The organism is Cupriavidus sp. 21MJTG02-4 (assembly GCF_057798975.1).
On record NZ_JBYOJP010000002.1, the window covers coordinates 410250 to 431772 of the forward strand.

General features: G+C 61.7%; 21 protein-coding genes. 14 read left to right on the forward strand and 7 right to left on the reverse strand.

The features are described from left to right. Positions 1-40: 40 nt before the first annotated feature. Genes hemC through AC3FKH_RS05130 form a run of 3 tightly spaced genes read left to right on the forward strand, consistent with a single transcriptional unit; the run spans position 41 to position 4305 of the window. Positions 41-1045, forward strand: a complete 1005-nt coding sequence (gene hemC, locus AC3FKH_RS05120) for a hydroxymethylbilane synthase (RefSeq protein WP_488673468.1) — start codon at positions 41-43, stop codon at positions 1043-1045. 9 nt (positions 1046-1054) lie between these two features. Next, positions 1055-3112, forward strand: a complete 2058-nt coding sequence (gene hemDX, locus AC3FKH_RS05125; protein WP_488673469.1) for a fused uroporphyrinogen-III synthase HemD/membrane protein HemX — start codon at positions 1055-1057, stop codon at positions 3110-3112. A 2-nt stretch (positions 3113-3114) separates the two neighbouring features. Then, entirely contained in the window at positions 3115-4305 is a 1191-nt protein-coding gene (locus AC3FKH_RS05130; RefSeq protein ID WP_488673471.1) for a heme biosynthesis protein HemY, read from the forward strand. Between the two features lie 36 nt (positions 4306-4341). Here the strand turns inward: AC3FKH_RS05130 and AC3FKH_RS05135 are convergent, their stop codons facing one another. After that, on the reverse strand, positions 4342-5892 hold the full coding sequence (locus tag AC3FKH_RS05135; protein WP_488673473.1) for a cryptochrome/photolyase family protein: 1551 nt from the start codon (positions 5890-5892) through the stop codon (positions 4342-4344). A gap of 92 nt (positions 5893-5984) precedes the next feature. Between AC3FKH_RS05135 and AC3FKH_RS05140 the strand changes: the two genes are divergently transcribed. The 7 genes from AC3FKH_RS05140 (at position 5985) to AC3FKH_RS05170 (ending at position 11516) form a co-directional block, all read left to right on the forward strand. After that, positions 5985-6692 (forward strand): pseudouridine synthase, encoded by a 708-nt coding sequence (locus AC3FKH_RS05140; protein ID WP_488673475.1) that lies wholly within the window; start codon positions 5985-5987, stop codon positions 6690-6692. 75 nt (positions 6693-6767) lie between these two features. Continuing rightward, complete coding sequence (locus AC3FKH_RS05145; RefSeq protein ID WP_483708992.1) at positions 6768-7340, forward strand: YqgE/AlgH family protein; 573 nt, start codon at positions 6768-6770, stop codon at positions 7338-7340. Next, on the forward strand, positions 7333-7758 hold the full coding sequence (ruvX, locus tag AC3FKH_RS05150) for a Holliday junction resolvase RuvX (RefSeq protein ID WP_488673477.1): 426 nt from the start codon (positions 7333-7335) through the stop codon (positions 7756-7758). The genes AC3FKH_RS05145 and ruvX overlap by 8 nt, the downstream gene beginning before the upstream one ends. After that, on the forward strand, positions 7755-8279 hold the full coding sequence (gene pyrR, locus AC3FKH_RS05155; protein WP_488673479.1) for a bifunctional pyr operon transcriptional regulator/uracil phosphoribosyltransferase PyrR: 525 nt from the start codon (positions 7755-7757) through the stop codon (positions 8277-8279). The genes ruvX and pyrR overlap by 4 nt, the downstream gene beginning before the upstream one ends. Positions 8280-8365: 86 nt before the next feature. Next, positions 8366-9337 carry an aspartate carbamoyltransferase catalytic subunit gene (locus AC3FKH_RS05160; protein ID WP_140949955.1) on the forward strand — a complete coding sequence of 324 codons (972 nt, stop codon included), beginning with the start codon at positions 8366-8368 and terminating at the stop codon, positions 9335-9337. A gap of 66 nt (positions 9338-9403) precedes the next feature. After that, the gene (locus tag AC3FKH_RS05165) at positions 9404-10687 is read left to right on the forward strand and encodes a dihydroorotase (RefSeq protein ID WP_488673482.1); all 1284 of its coding nucleotides are present in this window, start codon (positions 9404-9406) and stop codon (positions 10685-10687) included. 7 nt (positions 10688-10694) lie between these two features. After that, positions 10695-11516 (forward strand): lysophospholipid acyltransferase family protein, encoded by an 822-nt coding sequence (locus tag AC3FKH_RS05170; protein ID WP_488673852.1) that lies wholly within the window; start codon positions 10695-10697, stop codon positions 11514-11516. A 38-nt stretch (positions 11517-11554) separates the two neighbouring features. Here AC3FKH_RS05170 and AC3FKH_RS05175 read toward each other — a convergent pair whose 3' ends face one another. Then, the gene (locus AC3FKH_RS05175; RefSeq protein WP_488673483.1) at positions 11555-12388 is read right to left on the reverse strand and encodes a symmetrical bis(5'-nucleosyl)-tetraphosphatase; all 834 of its coding nucleotides are present in this window, start codon (positions 12386-12388) and stop codon (positions 11555-11557) included. A gap of 242 nt (positions 12389-12630) precedes the next feature. Here AC3FKH_RS05175 and rfbB point away from each other — a divergent pair, with 242 nt between their 5' ends. The 4 genes from rfbB to rfbC are packed head-to-tail and all read left to right on the forward strand — an operon-like array spanning position 12631 to position 16056. Next, positions 12631-13695, forward strand: coding sequence for a dTDP-glucose 4,6-dehydratase (gene rfbB / locus AC3FKH_RS05180; RefSeq protein WP_488673485.1), 1065 nt, complete (start codon positions 12631-12633; stop codon positions 13693-13695). After that, entirely contained in the window at positions 13685-14599 is a 915-nt protein-coding gene (gene rfbD, locus AC3FKH_RS05185) for a dTDP-4-dehydrorhamnose reductase (RefSeq protein WP_488673486.1), read from the forward strand. Before rfbB ends, rfbD begins: the two co-directional genes overlap by 11 nt. A gap of 11 nt (positions 14600-14610) precedes the next feature. Then, on the forward strand, positions 14611-15489 hold the full coding sequence (rfbA, locus tag AC3FKH_RS05190; protein WP_488673488.1) for a glucose-1-phosphate thymidylyltransferase RfbA: 879 nt from the start codon (positions 14611-14613) through the stop codon (positions 15487-15489). A gap of 15 nt (positions 15490-15504) precedes the next feature. Next, positions 15505-16056 carry a dTDP-4-dehydrorhamnose 3,5-epimerase gene (gene rfbC, locus AC3FKH_RS05195; RefSeq protein WP_488673490.1) on the forward strand — a complete coding sequence of 184 codons (552 nt, stop codon included), beginning with the start codon at positions 15505-15507 and terminating at the stop codon, positions 16054-16056. 80 nt (positions 16057-16136) lie between these two features. On the opposite strand, the gene AC3FKH_RS05200 is transcribed toward rfbC, so the two are convergent. The 5 genes from AC3FKH_RS05200 to AC3FKH_RS05220 form a co-directional block, all read right to left on the reverse strand. After that, positions 16137-16925: a glycosyltransferase family A protein gene (locus tag AC3FKH_RS05200; RefSeq protein ID WP_488673492.1), complete on the reverse strand. Its 789-nt coding sequence runs from the start codon at positions 16923-16925 to the stop codon at positions 16137-16139. A 246-nt stretch (positions 16926-17171) separates the two neighbouring features. Then, positions 17172-18275, reverse strand: coding sequence for an MraY family glycosyltransferase (locus tag AC3FKH_RS05205; protein WP_488673494.1), 1104 nt, complete (start codon positions 18273-18275; stop codon positions 17172-17174). 95 nt (positions 18276-18370) lie between these two features. Beyond that, entirely contained in the window at positions 18371-19201 is an 831-nt protein-coding gene (locus AC3FKH_RS05210) for a hypothetical protein (protein WP_488673496.1), read from the reverse strand. Between the two features lie 115 nt (positions 19202-19316). Beyond that, entirely contained in the window at positions 19317-20432 is a 1116-nt protein-coding gene (locus tag AC3FKH_RS05215; protein WP_488673498.1) for a glycosyltransferase family 4 protein, read from the reverse strand. After that, complete coding sequence (locus AC3FKH_RS05220) at positions 20429-21520, reverse strand: EpsG family protein (RefSeq protein WP_488673500.1); 1092 nt, start codon at positions 21518-21520, stop codon at positions 20429-20431. The genes AC3FKH_RS05215 and AC3FKH_RS05220 overlap by 4 nt, the downstream gene beginning before the upstream one ends. Between the last annotated feature and the right edge of the window lie 3 nt (positions 21521-21523).

A 21523-nucleotide genomic window follows, 5' to 3' on the forward strand; every position in this document is an offset into this window, starting at 1 on the left:
GGTGCGGAGCGGCGATTGGGTCGCGTGCTAACATTGACGAATGCAAGCATCCGCCTTTCCGACTTCTTCTACCGCCGTGTCCAGCAGCCTTCCACACAAGCTTGTCATTGCCTCTCGCGAGAGCCGTCTGGCCATGTGGCAGGCTGAACATGTGCGTGCTGCACTGCAACAATACTATCCCGCGTGCGATGTGTCCATTCTTGGCATGACCACGCGCGGAGACCAGATTCTAGACCGTACTTTGTCGAAAGTCGGCGGAAAGGGTTTGTTTGTCAAAGAGCTGGAATTCGCGATCGCCGAAGGCCGGGCTGACCTGGCGGTGCATTCGCTCAAAGATGTACCGATGGAACTGCCTGCAGGTTTCGCCCTGACGGCCGTGATGGAGCGTGAAGACCCGCGCGATGCACTGGTCTCGTCGGCCTTCGCGTCGCTCGACGACATGCCGGCCGGCACCGTGGTTGGCACGTCGAGCCTGCGCCGCGAAGCCGCACTGCGCTCACGCTATCCGCACCTGGTCATCAAGCCGCTGCGCGGCAACCTGGATACCCGGCTGGGCAAGCTCGATCGCGGCGAGTATGGCGCGATCATCCTGGCCGCGGCGGGTCTGAAGCGCCTGGGCCTGGGCGACCGCATCCGCGCGCTGATCGCGCCGGAGGCCTCGCTGCCTGCGGCAGGGCAGGGCGCGCTCGGTATCGAGATCCTGTCCAAGCGTCCGGACGTCGCCGCATGGCTGGCGCCGCTGAACCATCAGCCCACGGCGCTCGCCGTCACGGCCGAACGGGCCGTGTCGCGCATGCTGGGCGGATCCTGCCAGGTGCCGCTGGCCGCGCATGCGCGCTGGGACGGCGATCAACTGCGGCTCGACGCCTTCGTGGCCATGCCCGACGGCACGCGCCAGACGCGCGCCACGGCGTCCCGTCCCGCGTTGGATGTCGTGGCGGCGGAAGCCCTCGGCGAATCCGTCGCGCGCGACCTGCTGGCGCAAGGTGCGGCCGATATCCTCGCCGCGCTGGCTGATACGCCCGATCCCCAAGCTCCCGCCTGAGGCCGGCCCATGCCCCGCCCGACTGTCGTTGTCACACGACCCGCCGGGCAGTCCCGGCAACTGACCGAGGCCCTGCAGGCCGCGGGCCTGGACGTGCTGGGCTTTCCGCTGCTCGCGATTGGCCCCCCCGACGATGACGCGCCGCTGCGCGCCGCGCTGGCGCGCCTGGGCGAATTCGCGCTGGTGGTCTTTGTCAGTCCCAATGCGATTCAGTACGCGTTCGATGCGCTCGCGACGGTGCAGGGCAATGCGGTGGCTCAGTGGCCGTCCGGCGTGCCGGTGGCCGTGGTCGGCCCCGCGAGCGTCACGGCCCTGGCCGAGCGTGGCATTGCCGCGCCCCATCACCGCGTAATCGCGCCGGCCGGCGCCGATGGCAACTGCCACGACACGAATGGTGGTGCAGCCGGCGAAGAGCCGCGTTTCGATTCCGAGGCCCTGTGGGCGCAGCTGGACCCGGCCTCGCTGCATGGGCGCGCCGTGCTGATCGTGCGCGGCAACGGCGGCCGCGACTGGCTGGGCGATCGCCTGCGGGAAGCGGGCGCCAGCGTCACGGCGGTCGAAGCGTATCAACGCACCTTGCCCCAGCCCGGCGCCATGCAATGGCAGGCCGTGCGCGAAGGCCTGGGCGCAGCCGCTGCGCCGCAGGCCTGGCTACTGACCAGCTCGGAAGCCGTCCGCAACCTTGATACGCTGGCGCGACAGAACCTGTCGCCACAAGAGCTGGCCACCCTGAAACAGGTGCAGTGCATCGCGCCGCATGCGAGAATCGCCGAACAGGCGGAGGGGCTCGGCTTCACACGGATCCTTCGTGCGGCGCCAGGCGACGCCGGCTTGCTTGCGGCATGCAAGCAGTGGGCGGATGCTTATGCCGGACCGGTGCCCGCGAGGCCCACGGCGCCCGTAGCAATGCCGGCGCCAAGGCCGGAGCCGCCGCCCGCCATGACAAACAGGGTCGAACGCGTGACGCAAGAATCTACGTCCTCCTCAACCACCATCCCTCCCGCCGCTACGGCGGCAGTCGCGCCGGGGCAGTCATTCACCGCGCCGCGCCGCAATGCCGCATTGTGGGCGCTGGTGGCCGTCCTGGTGCTGGCGACTGCCGGCGGCTTCTGGTGGCTGCAGCAGCGGGTCGACCACCTGACTGAAGAACTGGCCCGGCGCCAGCAGAGCAACGACGCGCTGGTGCAGGAGACCCGTGTGCTGTCGCGCAATGCGCAGGACACCGTCAAGGAACTGCAAGCCAAGGTGGGCTCGCTGGACGGCCAGGTCGGCGAAACCCGCGACAAGCAGGTCGCGCTCGAACAGGTCTACCAGGACCTGATGCGCAACCGCGACGACTGGGAAATCGCCGAGATCCAGCAGTTGCTGACCAACGCCGGCCAGCAGCTCCAGCTCACCGGCAACGTGCAGGTCGCGCTGGCCGCGCTGCAGAGCGCCGATGCGCGCCTGGCCCGGACCGACAAGCCGCAGTACAACCTGCTGCGCCGTGCGCTGGCACGCGACATCGCCCGCATGAAGGCGGTGCCCGACACCGACCTGACCGGTGCCGCGATCAAGCTGGACGAGGCCATCAACCAGATCGATTCGCTGCCGCTCTTGTCGAGCGAGCGCATGCTTGAACGTACCGAAGCGGGAGACCGCCAGGAAGCCAGCCGTGGTGTGGCCAAGGGCGCGAAGGGGTCCGCGCCGGCAGCGGCTGTTACCGGAAACTGGTTCACCCGGCTGTGGGACTACATGCGCGAGGAAATGGCGCAGGTCATCCGCATCCGCAAGGTCGATGACACCGAAGCCTTGCTGCTGTCGGGCGACCAGGGCTGGTTCCTGCGCGAGAACGTCAAGCTGCGCATGCTCAATGCGCGCCTGGCGCTGCTGTCGCGCAACGAGCCGGTCTTCCGCAATGACCTGGCCGCGGCGCAGGCCATGATCGGCCGTTATTTCGACACCAAATCGCGGCGCGTGCAGACCGTGCTGACGCTGCTCAAGCAGGCGCAGGCCGGCGCGGTGACGGTGCAGCTGCCGACCATGGCGGAAAGCCTGGGCGCGCTGCACGCGCTGAAGAAGGAGTAAGCATGCGCCTTCTGTTCTGGGTCGCGGTGCTGTTTGGTGGCGCCGTCGGACTGGCCCTGTTCACGCAGTTCAATCACAGCAACGTCGTGCTGTTCTATCCGCCGTATCGGGTCGAGCTGTCGCTGAACCTGGCGCTGGCGTTGCTGCTGCTGTTGTTCTTCGTGGTGTGGACGGTCCTGTCCACGGTGCGGCATCTGTCGGAAATGCCGCGCCGCGCCGCGGCCTATCGCGAACGCAGCCGCATGAACAAGGCCCAGGCGGCGCTGCGTGAATCGATCGAAAACCTGTTCGCCGGCCGCTTTGCCCGCGCCGAACGCGCGGCACGCGAAGCGCAGTCGTGGGAAGCGCAGGCGCAGACCGCTGCGCTGGTCGGCGCCCGCGCCGCGCACCGCATGCAGGAAATCGAGCGCCGCGACGCCTGGATGGCACAGGTCACCGACCCCGAGCGCGAGCAGGCGCGGCTGGTATCGATGGCGGAACTTCTGGTCGATGCGCGCGATGCCGAGGGCGCGCTGGAAACCATCGCGCAACTGCAGGCACAGGGCGGGCGCCAGATCCACGTGCAGCGCATTGCGCTGCGCGCGCACCAGCATTTGAAGAACTGGTCGGAGGTGCTGCGCCTGGCCCGTTCGCTGGAAAAACGCAACGCGCTGCACCCCGTGCTTGCGCTGCGACTCAAGCAAATGGCCTGCGAGGCCATGCTGGACGAGCGCCGCCACGACGCCGAGGCGCTCTCCGCCTTCTGGCGCACACTTTCGGCCGATGAGCGTCGTGCCGCGCGCATCGCCGAGCCGGCGGCCCGCTACTTTGCCGCGCTCGGCCGGCAGGACGAAGCACGCCGCATTATTGAAGACGCGCTCAAGGTCAACTGGGACAGCCGCCTGGTGCTGCGCTATCCCGACTGCGCCAAGGCCGGGCAGGCACTGCCGCAAATCCAGCAGGCGGAAAAATGGATCAATGAGCATCCTGCGGACGCGGACCTCTACTACACACTCGGCGTGCTTTGCCTCGGCGAACAGCTTTGGGGCAAGGCGCAGTCGAGCTTCGAACGCGCCTTGAAATATGCGGACCGCAATCACCAGGGTCGTCTGCGTGTGCGTACCCACCTGGCGCTGGCCCGCCTGTTCGAGGAAACCGAGCGGCCCGAGGAAGCGCAGCGCCACTATCGCGAAAGTGCGATGCTGGCCGCCTGAGATTGGCCCGGGGCAGCTGGCCCGAGCTGCCGCACGTCAATCCTGCGCGGCCTTCATCTTGCCAGCAGCCGCCTTCACCACCGCATAACGCTCCAGCGTTTCCTTGCGCGCCACGTCATGCTGCACCAGCGGGCGCGGATAGTTATCTCCAAGCCGCACGCCCGCGGTCGCCAGCACGTCTTCAGGGGCGGTCCACGGCGCATGGATGTATTTGTCCGGCAGCGCGGCCAGTTGCGGCAGGTACTTGCGGATAAAGCGCCCTTGCGGGTCGAACTTCTCGGATTGCGTCACCGGGTTGAAGATGCGGAACCACGGCTGCGCATCGCATCCCGTCGAAGCGGCCCATTGCCAGCCGCCGTTGTTGGCCGCCAGGTCGAAGTCGTTGAGCTGGTCGGCAAAATACTGCTCCCCGCGACGCCAGTCCACGCCCAGATCCTTGACCAGGAAGCTGGCCGTCACCATCCGCAGCCGGTTGTGCATATAGCCGCTTTGCCGGATCTGCAGCATCGCGGCATCGATGAGCGGATAACCGGTGGCGGCGTCGCGCCATGCCTCGAAGTAGCGCTCGCCGGTCGTGCCGGTGCGCCAGCGGATGGCGTCATAGGCGGCGTGGAAGGCCGCGCCGGCAGCCACGCGCGGATGGTGGTGCAGGATCATGAAATAGAAGTCCCGCCAGATCAGTTCCGACAACCAAGTGGCCGCGCCGGCGCTGTCCGCGCCACCGCGCAGCGTCACCTCATGCGCCGCGCGGGCCAGGGTGCGGATCGACACCGTGCCGAACCGCAGGTGCACGGACAGGTAGCTCGGGCCGCGCAGGGCGGGGAAGTCGCGCCGGCGGGCATAGTCGCCGATGCGCGACGTGAACTCGTCCAGTAATGCGTATCCGCCTGAGCTGCCTGTTGGCATGGCGATCTCCGGCAAGTTGCTCGGGGCGAAACCGAGGGCTTCCAGCGATGGCATCGGCGCCTGCCGTCGTTCAGGCGGCGGCGCCAGCGCGTGCAGGTACGGCTCGATCGGGTAGGGCCGCAGGTCGAACGGCTGTACCGTCCTGAGCCAGGCATTCTTGTACGGCGTGAATACGGAAAAGGGCTTGCCCTGGCCGGTCAGGATCTCGTCCCGCTCGAAAATCACCTGATCCTTGAAGGTGAAGAAAGCGCGAGCGTCGGAGGCCAGCGACTGGCGGACGGCGGCGTCGCGCGTATTGGCGGCGGGCTCATAGTCGTGGTTCGCGAACACGGCCTTGGCATCGAGTTCGCGCGCCAGCGCTGGGATGGCGCTGGCGGCAGCCTCATGCAGCCCGATCAGGCCGCCCCCGGCCGCGCGCAGCGTGGCGTCCAGCTCCATCAGCGACTCGCGGATAAACGCGACGCGGCGGTCCGCTTTCAGCCCCCGGGCCAGCAATGGATCCAGGATATCCCGGTCGAATACGAACACGCACCACACCCGGGCACAGTGCTTGAGGGCATAATGCAGCGCCGCGTGGTCCGTGGCCCGCAGGTCGCGGCGGAACCACACGAGCCCGCTGTCGAACCGGCGGCCGATGCGGTAGGGCGGACGGCTTGTGGCGGATGGGTCTGCGACTAGCATGGTGCCTGGAGGAAGGGAAAAGCCGGGCGATACCCTACCATAGCGATACGGCTGCGCCGCTCCACAATCTTTTCACTGACGATTCCATTTCCATGACCCTTGATCGCATCCTCCAATCCCAGGGCTTCGGCACGCGCCGCTACTGTGGCGACCTGATCGGCGCCGGGCTGGTGGAGGTCAACGGCGAACTCTGCGAAGACCCGCGCGCCCAGTTCGAGGTCGACGGCCTGCAACTGACCGTCGATGGCGAGACATGGGTGGCCTGCACCAAGGCCTACCTGATGCTGAACAAGCCGGCCGGCTACGAGTGCTCGCAGCGCCCCCGCAACCATCCCAGCGTCTACAACCTGCTGCCGGTGCCGCTGCGCCAGCGCGAGGTCCAGGCAGTGGGGCGGCTGGATCACGACACTACCGGCCTGCTGCTGCTGACCGACGATGGCCAGTTCATCCACGCGCAGACCTCGCCCAAGCGCAAAGTGCCCAAGGTGTACGAGGTCACGACGGCGGAGCCGGTAACGCCGGAGCAGGCCGCGGCGCTGCGAACCGGTGTGCAGCTCGACGACGAACCCGCGCCGATCGCCGCGGAAGACTGCGAGATCACCGGCGAACACAGCCTGCGGCTGACGCTGGTGCAGGGCAAGTACCACCAGGTCAAGCGCATGGTGGTCGCGGCCGGCAACCATGTGACTGCCCTCCATCGCAGCGCGGTGGGCGGCCTGAAGCTGGATCCCGAGCTTCCCGAAGGCGAGTGGCGCTGGCTGACCGCGGAGGACCTGGCGGCCCTGACAAGCAAGGAGTGAGCAAACGGTTGCTGCACTGCAGCGTCGTCCAATTCTTTTCCGGAAGCCCTCCTGCGATTTGATAAAATGCCAGATATGGTCAAGCCCGAAGCACCCATCAATCTGACGAATCAGTTCCTGATTGCCATGCCTGGCATGGCCGATCCGACCTTTTCGGGCTCCGTCGTCTACCTTTGCGAACACAATGAGCGCGGCGCGCTCGGGCTGGTGATCAACCGCCCGATCGATATCGATATGGCGACGCTGTTCGACAAGATCGACCTCAAGCTGGAAATCCAGCCCGTGGCCCATCAGCCCGTTTATTTCGGCGGTCCGGTGCAGACCGAGCGCGGTTTTGTGCTGCATGACCCCGTGGGCATCTACGTATCATCGCTCGCGGTGCCCGGCGGACTGGAGATGACCACCTCCAAGGACGTCCTGGAAGCCGTGGCCAACGGCAGCGGCCCGCACCGTTTCCTGCTGACGCTGGGTTACTCCGGCTGGGGCGCCGGCCAGCTGGAAGAAGAGCTTTCGCGCAACGGCTGGCTCACTGTCCAGGCCGATCCCGAGATCATCTTCAGCGTGCCGCCGGAAGAACGGTTTGCGGCGGCCGTGCGCCTGCTAGGCATCGACTTCACCATGCTCTCCGGCGAGGCCGGGCATGCCTGACGGCGTGGGGCGCGAACTGCCCCGCGACGGCACGGTCCTGGCATTCGACTACGGCGAGAAAAAAATCGGCGTTGCCCTGGGCAACTTCGTCACGCGCCACGCCAGTGCGCTGACCATTCTTCCGAACGTGTCCGTCGAGGGCCGCTTCCAGGTCGTGGGCGAGTTGATCCGCGAATGGAACCCGGTGCAGCTGATTGTCGGCATGCCGGTCAACCCTGAAGGCGGCGAGCAACCTTCCATGCGGCTTGCGCGCCGCTTTGGCAACCAGCTCAACGGACGCTTCAGCCTGCCGGTGGAGTGGGTCGACGAACGCTATTCCTCGCGCATGGCCGCCATGGCCGGCGCGCGCCGCGGCGAACTCGATGCCGAGGCCGCGCGCATCATCCTGCAACAGTATTTCGACCAGCTTCCGCTATGACCCGAACTACCAATCCCGACGCCGAGGCGCTTTACCGCGCATTGCTCGACCAGGCCCAGGCGCTGATCCAGGCCGATCGCGCGCAGTGGTCCGTCGCCGGCATCCACTCCGGCGGCGCCTGGATTGCGCAGCGGCTGGCGGCGGACCTGGGACTGCCCGACCATGGCGTCATCAACGTTGCCTTTCACCGCGACGACTATGCCAAGAAGGGCCTGCACAGCCAGGCCCAGCCGAGCACGCTGCCGTTCGAGGTGCAGGACCGCAAGATCCTGTTGATCGACGACGTGCTGGCCACCGGCCGCACCATCCGTGCGGCGGTCAATGAACTGTTCGACTATGGCCGCCCGGCGCGTGTCGCGCTGGGTGTGCTGGTGGACCGCGGCGGCCGTGAACTGCCGATCGCGGCGGATCTTGTCGCGCTGCGGACCGAGCTGCCGCGCGAGGCCATGCTGGTGCTGTCGCGCCAGGGCGAGGGCGCGCAGGCGACCTTTGCTTTCTCCACCGAATCCTCGGCCGGTTGAACCGGCCAATTTTTCGTTCACCGGCCCCGAGACCCCGAGACCCCGAGACCCATAACACCCCGATTTCTGCCCGCGCCTGACCACCCATGACCAAGACGTTCCGCAACCCGCAGCTGACCAAGAACGGCGAACTGAAGCACCTGCTGTCGATCGAGGGCTTGTCGCGTGACATGATCACGCACATCCTGGACACCGCCAGCCAGTTCGTGTCGCTGTCCGACTCCGACCGCGATGTGAAGAAGGTGCCGCTGCTGCGCGGCAAGAGCGTGTTCAACCTGTTCTTCGAGAACTCCACGCGCACCCGCACCACCTTCGAGATCGCCGCCAAGCGGCTGTCCGCGGACGTGCTGAACCTGAATATCAACGCCTCGTCGACCAGCAAGGGTGAGTCGCTGCTGGACACGATCAACAACCTGTCGGCCATGTCGGCCGACATGTTCGTGGTCCGCCACGCCAGTTCCGGCGCGCCGTACCTGATTGCCGAGCACGTGGCGCCCCACGTGCATGTGATCAATGCGGGCGACGGTCGCCATGCGCACCCGACGCAGGGGTTGCTGGACATGTACACGATCCGGCACTTCAAGAAGGACTTCACGCAATTGCGCGTAGCGATCGTCGGCGACATCCTGCACTCGCGCGTCGCGCGTTCCGATATCCACGCGCTGACCACGCTGGGCGTGCCCGAAGTGCGCGCCATCGGCCCGCGCACGCTGCTGCCGTCCGGCCTCGAGCAGATGGGCGTGCGCGTCTTCCACAACATGGAAGAGGGCCTCAAGGGCGTGGACGTGGTCATCATGCTGCGCCTGCAGAACGAGCGCATGAGTGGTGCGTTGCTGCCGTCGGCGCAGGAGTACTTCAAGGCCTTCGGCCTGACGCCGGAGCGCCTGGCGCTGGCCGCGCCCGATGCCATCGTGATGCACCCGGGGCCGATGAACCGCGGCGTGGAGATCGACTCCGCCGTGGCGGACGGCCCGCAATCGGTGATCCTGAACCAGGTGACGTTCGGCATTGCCGTGCGCATGGCGGTGATGGGGATCGTGGCAGGAAACAGTGACTGACCGCCAGTGATGCCGACTTCCAGCCAGAACACTCCGAACACGCCAAGCGACACGACAAGCCAAGCTATGAAGATTCACATCCAGGGCGGCCGCCTGATCGACCCGGCCGCGAACCTCGACGCCCAGCAGGACCTCTATATCGCCGCCGGAAAGATCGTCGGTGTTGGCAGCGCGCCGGCGGATTTCACCGCCAACAAGACCATCGACGCCCGCGGCCTGATCGTGTGCCCGGGGCTGGTCGACCTCTCGGCGCGGTTGCGCGAGCCTGGCTCGGAACACCGGGCCACGCTCGAATCCGAAGTGGCCGCGGCGGCCGCCGGTGGCGTGACCAGCCTGCTTTGCCCGCCTGACACCGATCCCGTGCTCGACGAGCCGGGCCTGGTCGAGATGCTGAAGTTCCGCGCCCGTACGCTGAACCAGACGCACGTTTACCCGCTGGGTGCGCTGACGCAGGGCCTGAATGGCGAAGTGCTGACCGAGATGAACCAGCTGACCGAAGCCGGCTGCGTCGGTTTCAGCCAGGCCGATGCGCCCGTGCGCAACACGCAGGTGCTGCTGCGTGCGCTGCAATATGCGCAGACGTTCGGGTTCACCGTGTGGCTGCGTCCGGAAGATCCGTTCCTCGGCGGTGGCGTCGCCGCGAGCGGCGCAGTGGCATCGCGCCTGGGGCTGTCGGGCGTGTCCGTGATGTCTGAGACCGTGCGCCTGCACACCATCTTCGAACTGATGCGCGCCAGCGGCGCCCGGGTCCATCTTTGCCGCCTGTCGTCGGCGGCGGGCCTGGAACTGGTGCGACAGGCCAAGCGAGAGGGCTTGCCGGTGACTTGCGACGTGAATATCCACCACGTCTCGCTGACCGACATGGATATCGGTTACTTCAATTCGCAGATGCGCTTCTCGCCGCCGCTGCGCAGCTCGCGCGACCGCGATGCGATTGTCACGGCGCTGGCCGACGGCACGATCGACGCGCTGTGTTCGGATCACACGCCGGTGGACGATGACGAGAAGCTGCTGCCGTTCGCCGAAGCTACACCGGGCGCGATCGGCCTGGAACTACTGCTGCCGCTGACGCTGCGCTGGGCCGCCGAGCACAAGGTGCCGCTGCAGACGGCTCTGGCCCGCATTACCTCCGAGCCCGCGCGCGTGGCCGGCCTGAAGGCCGGTACGCTGGCAATGGGCACCGTTGCCGACGTTTGTGTGTTCGATCCGAAGGAAGTCTGGAAGGTCGAGCGCCAGTCCATCAAGAGCCAGGGCAAGAACTCGCCGTGGCTGGGTTATGAGATGGAGGGCAAGGTGCGCATGACGGTGGTCGGCGGGCAGATTGTCCACGGCAACCACAACCATCACTGACGCGCGCATGGTCTGGCTGCGCAAGACGGCGCTGGTGCTGCACCTGTTGAGGGGCTTGCTGACCTGCGCGGTGCTGTTCCCCTGGCTAGGCGTACGTTCGCGTGAATGGCACATTCGGCGCTGGTCGCGCCGTCTGCTGCGGATCTGCGGGATGGAGCTCGAAATCGCGGGTGAACTCCCGGCGCACGGTGGTAGCCAGGGCGCGCTCGTGGTTTCGAATCACATTTCGTGGCTGGATATCTATGTGATCCACAGCTGGCGGCCGGTGCGTTTTGTCGCCAAGTCGGAGATTCGGAGCTGGCCGGTTATTGGCTGGCTGTGCGAGAAGACTGGGACGTTGTTCATCGAACGCGCGCGCAAGCGTGACGCGCATCGGGTGCTGCATGACATTACCGATGTGATGCTGCAGGGGGACCTCGTTGGCGTGTTTCCGGAGGGCACGACGACGGACGGCAGCGATGTGCTGCCGTTTCACGCTAACCTGATGCAGGCGCCGATCTCGGGCGGGCTGCCGGTGTTGCCGCTGGGGCTCAGTTATGTGGATGCGGCGACTGGCAAGCCTACGCTGGCGCCGGCCTATATTGGGGACCTGAGTCTGCTCGACTGTCTGAATGCAGTTCTTAAGGCGCCGCGAATCAAGGCGCGTCTGTCCATCGGTCCGCTGCTTTATCCCGAGTCCGACAACCGTCGTGAACTGGCGGGGTCGGCACGCGAAGTGGTCGTTCACCTGAAGCAGGGGGCGCACGAAGCCGCTGCTGCAGTCGCGGTGCGGCGCAGCCAGGAAGATTCGGGCGAGGCCAGCGTCCCAGCCCCTGCTACCATCAGCTGACTTCTGCTGTCGTCCCTGCTATGGCGGGGACGGCGGGATCAGGCTAGTGGATCACAATATTGCGGGCATTCCACTTGGATGAGCATCCGTGCGGCGGGATCGGCCGCCAGTCGTGCAGCCGTGAGCTTGCCACCCCAGACGCAGCCTGTATCCAAAGCCATCAGGTTCGGGCGCATCACCAGGCCCAGAGTCGACCAGTGTCCACACACGACGGTGACATTCTCCGTGCGGCGTCCCGGCACGTCGAACCATGGCATGAATCCGGCAGGGGCATTGCCCAGTCCTTCCTTGGTCTTGAAGTCCATCACGCCGTCGACCGTGCAATAGCGTAGCCGTGTCAGGGCGTTAATGATTACCCGGTGGCGCTCGGCGCCTCGCAGGCCGTCATGCCAGCGGTCGGCGGCATTGCCGAAGATGTCGGCAAGGAAGCCTTGCCAGTTGGGGCCTTGGAGTTGTTCTTCGACTTCGTGGGCGAGGTCGATGACTTGCTCGGCGGACCATTGGGGCAGGACGCCGGCGTGGACTAGGAGGAAGCCGTTCTCGAGCAGGGCCAGGGGGCGGTGGCGCAGCCAGGCGAGCAAATCCTCACGGTCGGGGGCGGTCAGGATGTCCTGCAGGGTGTCTGACTTGCCGTTCTTGCGGACGCCTGCGGCTGCGGCAAGGGCGTGGATGTCATGGTTGCCCAGGACGGTTTCGGCGCGAGCCCCGAATGCATGGACGGTACGGAGGGTTTGAAGGGAGGCCGGGCCGCGGTTGATGAGGTCGCCGACCAGGCGGAGTTCGCTATCGGCGGGTAGTCTGGTGAGGAGTTGGTCGAAGGAGGCGGAGCATCCCTGGAGGTCGCCAATGGCGAAAGGTGTTTTATGAGACATACAAAGACCGCCTCTGAGGAACGGGAAGGAAAATGCGGCGCTTAGTCTCGGGAACCAGTCCCGAGTCTGGGGACATTGTTACGCATCGTGCAAACCGGGGTCCGTGCGGCGGTGGCGTATACATAGAGTTGGATAGAATACCTCGACTTCTGCAGTTGCTTAGTGCCGCCAGGCTCAGATATGGGCACGGTGGCCAGTCGTCATTGCCGGGTTTCTGAAAATATCGGGGCAGGGAGCATGTCGTGTCGCATATTTTGGTGACTGGAGGCGCCGGATTCATTGGAGCCAATTTCGTTCTGGCATGGTTGAGCAATAGTGCGGCAGATGGTGTCGTTAATGTCGATAAGCTGACTTATGCCGGCAATCGCAAGACGCTGTCATCGCTGGAGGGCGACAGCCGCCACATCTTTTCGCAGACGGATATCTGTGATCGAGGCGCGCTTGACAAGTTATTCGCGGCCTATCAGCCGTGGGCGGTCGTGCATCTTGCAGCGGAGAGCCATGTTGATCGTTCGATTCACGGTCCCGCGGCGTTCATTCAGACGAATATTGTCGGCACTTTTACGCTGCTCGAGGCCGCTCGCGCGTACTGGAGTTCGCTCCAAGAGACGGCCAAGTCAGGATTCCGCTTTCTCCATGTTTCCACGGATGAGGTGTTCGGATCGCTGGGCGTGAACGACCCGCAATTCTCGGAGGCGACCCCATACGCGCCTAACAGCCCATACTCGGCATCCAAGGCTGCCTCTGATCATCTGGTCCGCGCGTATCACCACACCTATGGCCTGCCCGTTCTTACCACTAATTGCTCGAACAACTACGGGCCCTACCATTTTCCCGAAAAGCTTATCCCGCTGGTGATTGCCAATGCGCTGGCCGGCAAATCACTGCCCGTTTATGGCGACGGCCTGAACGTGCGTGACTGGCTGTATGTCGGCGACCACTGTTCCGCCATTCGAGAAGTGCTGGCGCGCGGACGGCCAGGCGAAACCTACAACGTGGGTGGCTGGAATGAAAAGACCAACCTCGATGTCGTCCACACTCTTTGTGATCTGCTGGATGAACTGCGGCCGAAGAGCGGTGGCTCTTACCGCGACCAGATCCAGTTCGTGAAAGACAGGCCGGGCCACGATCGTCGTTACGCGATCGACGCTCGCAAGCTGGAGCGCGAACTTGGCTGGAAGCCAGCCGAGACTTTCGAGACCGGGCTACACAAGACCGTACGGTGGTATCTGGATAACCAGGCATGGGTGCAAGACGTGATGTCCGGCGAATATCGGAACTGGGTGGCGAAGCAATATGCAACGTAATCCGAATGTACCGACGCTTCTCATCACCGGCTGCAATGGGCAGGTTGGATTCGAGCTGCGACGCAGTCTGGCGCCGCTTGGCCATGTGGTGGCACTGGACCGCGCTGCGTGCGACTTGACAGACCACGAGATGGTGCGCCGCGTGGTACGCGAGAATCGCCCCGATGTGATCGTCAATTCTGCAGCTTATACGGCAGTTGACAGAGCCGAATCAGACGCGGAATTGGCCTTTGCCATCAACGGTGCCGCTGCCGGCGTCCTGGGGGAAGAAGCTAGGGCACTTGGCAGTCTGCTGGTGCATTACTCGACGGACTACGTGTTCGACGGTACCAAGGACGGGGCCTACGTCGAAACGGATGCGGTCAATCCTCAATCCGTATATGGCAAAAGCAAACTGGCTGGTGAACGGGCGATCGCCGCATCGGGCGTGCAGGCGTTGATTTTGCGGACATGCTGGGTGGCCGGTGTGCACGGCGGCAACTTCGCTAAGACCATGCTGCATTTAGGCAAGGAGCGTGGCCAACTGCGCGCTATTGCCGACCAGTTTGGCGCGCCCACTACCGCCTCGCTTGTCGCCGACGCCACCGCTCAGATTGTGGCTCGCCATTGGCTGGCGGGCGACCGCGCGGCCTTTGCCGGCGGCATCTATCACCTGGCAGCAGCGGGTGAGACAACCTGGCACGCCTATGCCACGGAAGTCCTTCGCTATGCAAAATCGCACGGCGCGGAACTCAAGGTCAATCCGGAGCAAATTGAAGCAATTCCTGCCACGGCGTATCCGCTGCCAGCGCCGCGACCGACCAGTTCTAGGCTGGATACCACGCGACTGCGGGAAACCTTCGGTATTTACCTACCTGACTGGAAGCAGGGGATCCACCACCTGCTGGACCAGATCCTGACGTAACGGGGGTCACCATGCGTAAAGGGATTATCTTGGCCGGTGGATCCGGCACTCGTCTTTATCCGATCACGCGGTCTATTTCCAAGCAACTGCTGCCAGTGTATGACAAGCCGATGATCTACTACCCGCTGTCCACGCTGATGCTGGCTGGGATTCGGGACATCCTCGTCATCGCCACTCCCGAAGACACGCCGCGCTTTTCCGAGATGCTGGAGGACGGCAGCAAATGGGGCTTGAATCTCCAATATGCTGTGCAGCCATCGCCTGATGGGCTAGCTCAGGCGTTCATTATCGGCCGTGAGTTTGTCGGCAACGACCCGAGCACTCTGATCCTTGGGGACAACTTGTTCTTCGGACACGATCTGGTTAGCCAGCTCACACGTTCCGCGGAGCAAGAGCACGGGGCTACGGTCTTTGCGTATCACGTCCAGGAACCGGAGCGCTATGGCGTTGTGGAGTTTGATGGGAAATTTCGAGCCGTATCCCTGGAAGAGAAGCCGGCCAAGCCCCGTTCGAACTACGCAGTGACAGGGCTGTATTTTTACGATAACCAGGTCTGCGACATTGCCGCTGATATCAGGCCGTCAGGCCGTGGCGAACTTGAAATTACCGATGTCAACAAGCGGTATCTCGAGATGTCCAGCCTGAATGTCGAAATCATGGGGCGCGGCTATGCGTGGCTGGACACAGGCACGCATGACTCGTTGCTTGATGCCGCGAGTTTCATCGCGACGCTGCAAAAGCGCCAGGGACTGATGGTGGCGTGTCCGGAGGAAATTGCCTATCGGAGCAAGTGGATCAGCGCGGAACAAGTGGCCCGCCTGGCGGCTCCGTTGGCAAAAAATTCGTACGGGCAATATCTGCAGCGCCTCCTGCTGGACGGCATTAGGTAAGAGGGGGCCAAAGCCATGAAACTGACGGCAATACCGACGAAGCTTGATGGCGTGATGGTTTTGGAGCCGAAGGTGTTCGGCGACGACCGAGGGTTCTTTTTTGAGAGCTACAATGCCAGGGACTTCGAGACGGCCACTGGACTGCGACGCGACTTTGTTCAGGATAACCATTCCCGCTCGTCGAAGAATGTTTTGCGCGGCCTCCACTATCAGATCCAGCACCCTCAGGGGAAACTGGTGAGGGTAGTGGCAGGTGAAGTTTTTGACGTGGCGGTGGACTTGCGCCGATCCTCGCAGACGTTTGGACAGTGGCTTGGTGTCAGGCTGAATGCCGACAACAAAAGGCAACTTTGGATCCCCGAGGGATTCGCGCACGGATTCGTCGTCCTTTCCGAGACCGCGGAGTTACTGTACAAGACTACCGATTATTGGTATCCGGAACTTGAGCGCAGCCTCCTGTGGAGCGACCAGGCAATTGATATCGACTGGCCGCTGCAAGACTCGCCTTTGCTGGCGGCAAAGGATGCGTCTGGCAAGCGGCTGATTGAAGCGGAGGTTTTTGCCTGAACCAGCGGGGACGGTTGCTTTAAGAACTATTACATTCAGACCGTGCTTCGGTACTAGCTTTGCAACAGCAATGCACCGACTTAGGCAAGGGGCTTGCCTTTGATCGCGCGCATCGCCATGTACACGTAGCACTGCATGGTACGGACCGCATATTTTAGCTTGACCTGTAAACTACGTTCTCGCCCGATCTGTGCCGCGTAGAACAGTAAAAATCCACGCGGATTGCGCATCAGATGCAGCGAGAAGTTGTTGCTGTAACCATCCGGTAGATAATCACACAAATACAAGGGAGTCGCAGGAAAATAAATTATATCCCCGGCATCGCCGATTTTATTCCAGATGTACAACTCTGGAACGAACTTCTCCCCCTCAATCACGGGAAAAGGCGCCGCTCGCATCGCCTCTCGTCGGAAGATGTAGGCAAGGTCTCCGCGGAAGTATTTGCTTGCCTCGCTCGGAGACATGACGACTGGGTCGGCGACCTTGCACTCGATACCCACCATGGTTCCGTCGAACAGCACCTTACGGAAGCAAAACCCTTGAATTTCCGGATTGTCATGATCCGTGATTGCACGCTCCGCTACGGCTATCGCGTCAGCAGTCAACGCATCGTCACTATCGACAATAAAGATCAGATCGCCGGAGGCCGCGCTGGCTCCGCTATTGATAGCGACGTGTTTCCCTGCATTCTCCTGATAGCAGTAAACGATCTCAAACTTTCCTTCAGATCGAAAATCCTCGATTAAATCGCGAGTATTGTCGGTGCTTCCATCATCAACCACGACCCATTCGAACCGACCGCTCTCCTGAGCCTTAAGGCTTTGGTAGAGTCGAGGCAACGTGTGCGCGCGATTGAAGGTCGGTGTCAATACGGTTATCACTCTCGTCAAGCCTCGATGAATAAGAAACTGTGGTTTTTCGGGCGGTGACTCAGTCTAGAGTCGAAAGAGGCAGCGATGGGTGTCGCATCACTCTGGCTTTACTGCGAAAGTCTATCGTTCAAGTCGGATGCGCAACGTGGGAAAATCCGAGCCGCGCACCTGATAAATATAAATTCAAGATTTGAGCTGACCGCGAAAACATCGATTCGCTTTATGAAGCTTAGCCACAAGTCATCAATGATGCCTGCTTTTTTTCACAATCAGCCAGCGCGGTGCCTTGAATCGAACGATGCTCCAGTATAGCCAAACGTAAGTTATGACGAACGCCAGTACACAGGAGGCCAGCACAACACCATGGTTCCAGAAAAGGGTCGCGGGAAGGACTGCCAGCATGCTGAGAAACCAAAGATACGGTGACGTCAGGGAGTTCCGGCGCAGCCGATGGCGTTCATCCTTGCTGCCGACGGCCCATCGCATCAGGCGCTTGTAAACGAGCATATGAAGATGCACGCCGTCCGGGACCCCAGGAGACATTCCGCGCAGTATCTTCTTCCGGTAGATGGAGAACAATGTCTCGAACAACGGATAGATAAACATAAGAACCGGATACCATGCCGAGACTGCGGGATTGCGCATGGCCAATATGATCGCAAGCTCCGCAAGGATAAAGCCAATGAAATATGCGCCACCATCACCGAGAAAAATCAGCCCGGCAGGGAAGTTCCAGAGGAAGAAGCCCAGGATGGACCCTGCCATAATGAGCGAGCACGACAGGACTAACGTGTCGCCAGTGTGATAGCCCACATATGCCAGCGAAATAAACATTGTTGTCGTGACGATCGCCGCTAGCCCGTTGAAGCCGTCAATAATATTCACTGCGTTAGCCAGACCTGCAACAGCGAAAATAGTAACGGCGAAAGACACGGCATACACGGCCAGCACACTATCAATCAAGCCGACGTCGATACGCACAACCCGTACATCGAGCAGCCATACTGCTAGCGCTGCGGCGGTCATCGTAGCAAGCAGTCGGCTTCGCGCTGACACCTGTTTGGTGAGATCCTCCGCGAAGCCTGCTGCAAAAGCCGGAACCGCGGCGCAGAGCAGGATCACATAGTCGCGGAACTGAACAGCCTCGCGAAAATATAGAACGGCAATGCCAGAAATGGCTCCGAGCGCGATGCCAAGGCCCCCGATTCTTGGCACCGGGCGCGTATGGAACTTCTGCGCGCCTGAGAGATCGGTGTCTGCTGTCAGGCCTTCATGCAGGTGAGAAAACTTCACCACTAGCATGGTCACGACAAAAGACACTAGTAAGGCAAGGCAAAATGTCAGCATAGTTGTTCGTTTCTATATGGGAGCCGCAGTGTCCATTCGGGCAGAGTCGCACTGGGCCTGTCTCTGGCATTATCGCGCCGATCGGAGGCGTTTCCTCATGTTTTCGCACGGGCGCGTTGACGCAAATCGGCGAGCAGGGCCCAGATCAGAACGAGAGCGAAGCCAAGTACGGCGCCGCCGATGGCAAACAACGTTCTACTCGGAAAAATCGGCTGCCGACTGATCTCAATGGTGCCGAGCAAGCGGGTATTGTACGAGCGCTCCGGGTTCAACTGTTCTGTCAACACTTGTTTCTTCTCGGAAAGTTCGCGAATCTCTTTGTCTGTTGCCGCAAGTCGTTCGCCAATGATGACATTGTCGACGATCTGCCCCGGAGCGCCGCTCCTGATTTTTTCGTCCGTAAGGCTTTGAAGCTTGGCCTTCTGCGCGACAGCGACTGGAAGACTGCGATCCACCTGAGCGAGTTCCTCGGAAAAACGGGCGATCGAGGGGCTCAGCAAGTTCTGGTGCGCCTGGATCAGCGCGTTTTGATACGACGCGAGAAACCGCCGCGCGTCTTCTGCCGTATAGCCGCGAACACTGAGTTCCAGAAAGTTGGTGTTCCGAACCTGCTTGACCGAAGCGGACTTGACTATCAGCGCACTGTCGCTGCTTTGCGATGAGTCGGTGGGCAGATCCAAGGCGCGCAACGTCGTGTAGGAGGTCGAGGGCAAACGGAGCCGCTCGATGGCGCGCGTCGGATCTTCCAAGGCGACCGTAGTAATGTTCTGGCCGTAGTAGGTGATTTGGCCAATTTGCAGTGTCGACTTGGCTTCCCACTGCTTCGGCACGGCGAGCGAGATCAGAATCCCCACCACGCCGCCCAGAATTGTGAATACAAGCGTCCGAAGCGCGTACGCGCGGGCAAAAGCGTTGAGTTCTTCCATCGGCTTTGGGGCGTGATTGTGTTGGGGCGCAGTGCTCATGTGTATATTTTTTCCAAAGACGATCATTCAACCAAGCGAATGCCGCCAGTTCGTTCGATTTCCTCTGTACCGAGGATTAGTTCGGGGCAGATTGGCCAATCTTTGCGATGGCCTGATCATATTTCGCGAAAACCTTCTCGTTCGAATAGGTTTGCCGGACAAATTCGCGTCCGGCCTTCCCCATTTTGGCGCGCGCCTCATCGTTCAGGGCGAGCACACGTTGCACCGCATCCGCCAGGGATTGCGCATTTCGCGCTTCGCATAAGAAGCCTGTCACGCCATCTACAACGATTTCCTTGCAACCTGTGACGTTCGCAGCCACCAATGGCTTTTCCATCGCAGACCCTTCCAGCAGGCTACGTGGAATTCCCTCGCGATAAGAGGGAAGGACCACGCAGATGGCATCGCGAATGAAAGGGCGGACATCGTCGGTCGCGCTGAGCCAGTCGATAGCGCCATCGCTTGCCCATTGTTGCATCTGGCTATCAGGGATTCCACCGGGGCTGTCCGCGCCCGAAGGGCCAAGTATTGCAAAGCGCACGTCGGGCCTTTGCCGGTGGGTCAGTGCCGCGCATTCCACAAATTCCGCGATACCCTTGTCCCATAGTGCTCTGGCGATCATAAGAACAGTCATGTCGGGAGTGGGGCTAGCTTGCGGCCTGAAATAATCGAGGTCGATTCCTTCGCCTGGCAGTATCCGCGCGACATCGGGCGGACAGATTCGCTTGTTGATAAACAGTTCGCGATCATCCTGATTCAGGAACCACACCTGCCTGGGAATGTGCAGGGCGAACCGGTACATGGTACGTGCAATGCGGGCAACAACGCTGTCCGAAAGAAACGCATATCCCAGCCCGGTAATGACTGAAATGCTCGGGATAGCCGCTAGTTTAGCAGCCACCGTGCCGAAAATATTCGGCTTGATTGTGTAATGGAAAATGATGTCGGGATTCTCGCGTCGATAGAGTCGCCATAGGTCCCTTACCAGCAGGCTGTTCTGCAAAAGCGTCGCCTTCTTGGGTGCCATTGGCACGATGAACACCGCAACGCCTATCGCCCGCAGCTTTGGCGTCTCTGCGCCTTCGGGGCATACCGCACAGACCTCGTGGCCGGCCTGCATCAGTTTGCGAAAAAGGTCACCGCGAAAGTTCCAGAGCGAATGTGACGAATTAGATACAAAAAACAGTTTCACTGTCCAATCCCGATGGTGTAATCCTGAAGCGCGCCTTGGTCAAAGGTCAGGTAGAAACGAATGAATCGGGCCGCGCAATAGAGAGTGAGCAGAGTCAGGGTAATCGCGTATTTTCGTTCCCGGTGCACATTAAGTATGGTGCCTGCCGCCATTGCGTAGATCACTCGTTCATATTCAAGGAACCGATTGAAAACTTCGAAGTTTGCCGCGATTGCAAATATCGGCAGCATCAGTGCGAGAATGCGTGCCTGGATGTCCGCCGAAAAAAAAGAAACCTGCCCTGCCGGCGTGGCAGGGATTTCCCGATTCATGCTGATTCGATATAGAAGCAGCAGGAAGAGGATTGCTTCAATGAACCCGAGGAAATTCTGCGAGCCGCTTTCAATGTAACTCGAGTAGTCACGTATCTGACTTAAGTAGCCGAACACAAGTCCCAATGGCAGCGCGCTGAAGCTCAAGGCAATACCAATGGAAACTACGAGCGAAACTACGAAAATCCGTGCAAGCGATATGCGACGCGTTAGCCAGAACACGGCAAAGAACGGCAGGCAAACAATTGCCGAATAGTGGAAGGAACTTGCCAAAGCTATAAAGGCAAGTGCCCGCAATTTTTTTCCCTCGATCAGGTAAATTATTGCGATAAGTACCAGGGAAATGGCAATGGATTGTCTGGCCAGTACAAACTGTTGCCAGATCAGGTAGGTCGAAAGATAGAATAGAAAACTGATTCCAGGGTTTTCTGCATACTTGACGAGGAATCTTGCGATCACTGCAAAATTGAAGAGCGCGATGCAGCCGAGGAACACAGTCGGATTGTCTATGCCGATGCGTTTTGCCACCAGCATTAACGCTACATAGCTTGGCTCCCATCCGAACGAGAACTCCATGGCACTTGCCAGGCTATCGTTGTCGTAGAGGTTACGGAATACGTAGGTGTACAGTTCCAGGTCCGAGCCGCCGCCAGATTGTCTGAACGCACAAAGTCCGAGCCAGATGATGGCTGCGGGAATCCATACCAGCCGGTATTTTCCAGCGGCACATAGTACGAGAATGACAGCGCAGAGCGCATAGGCGCCGAGAAGCAGCATCAG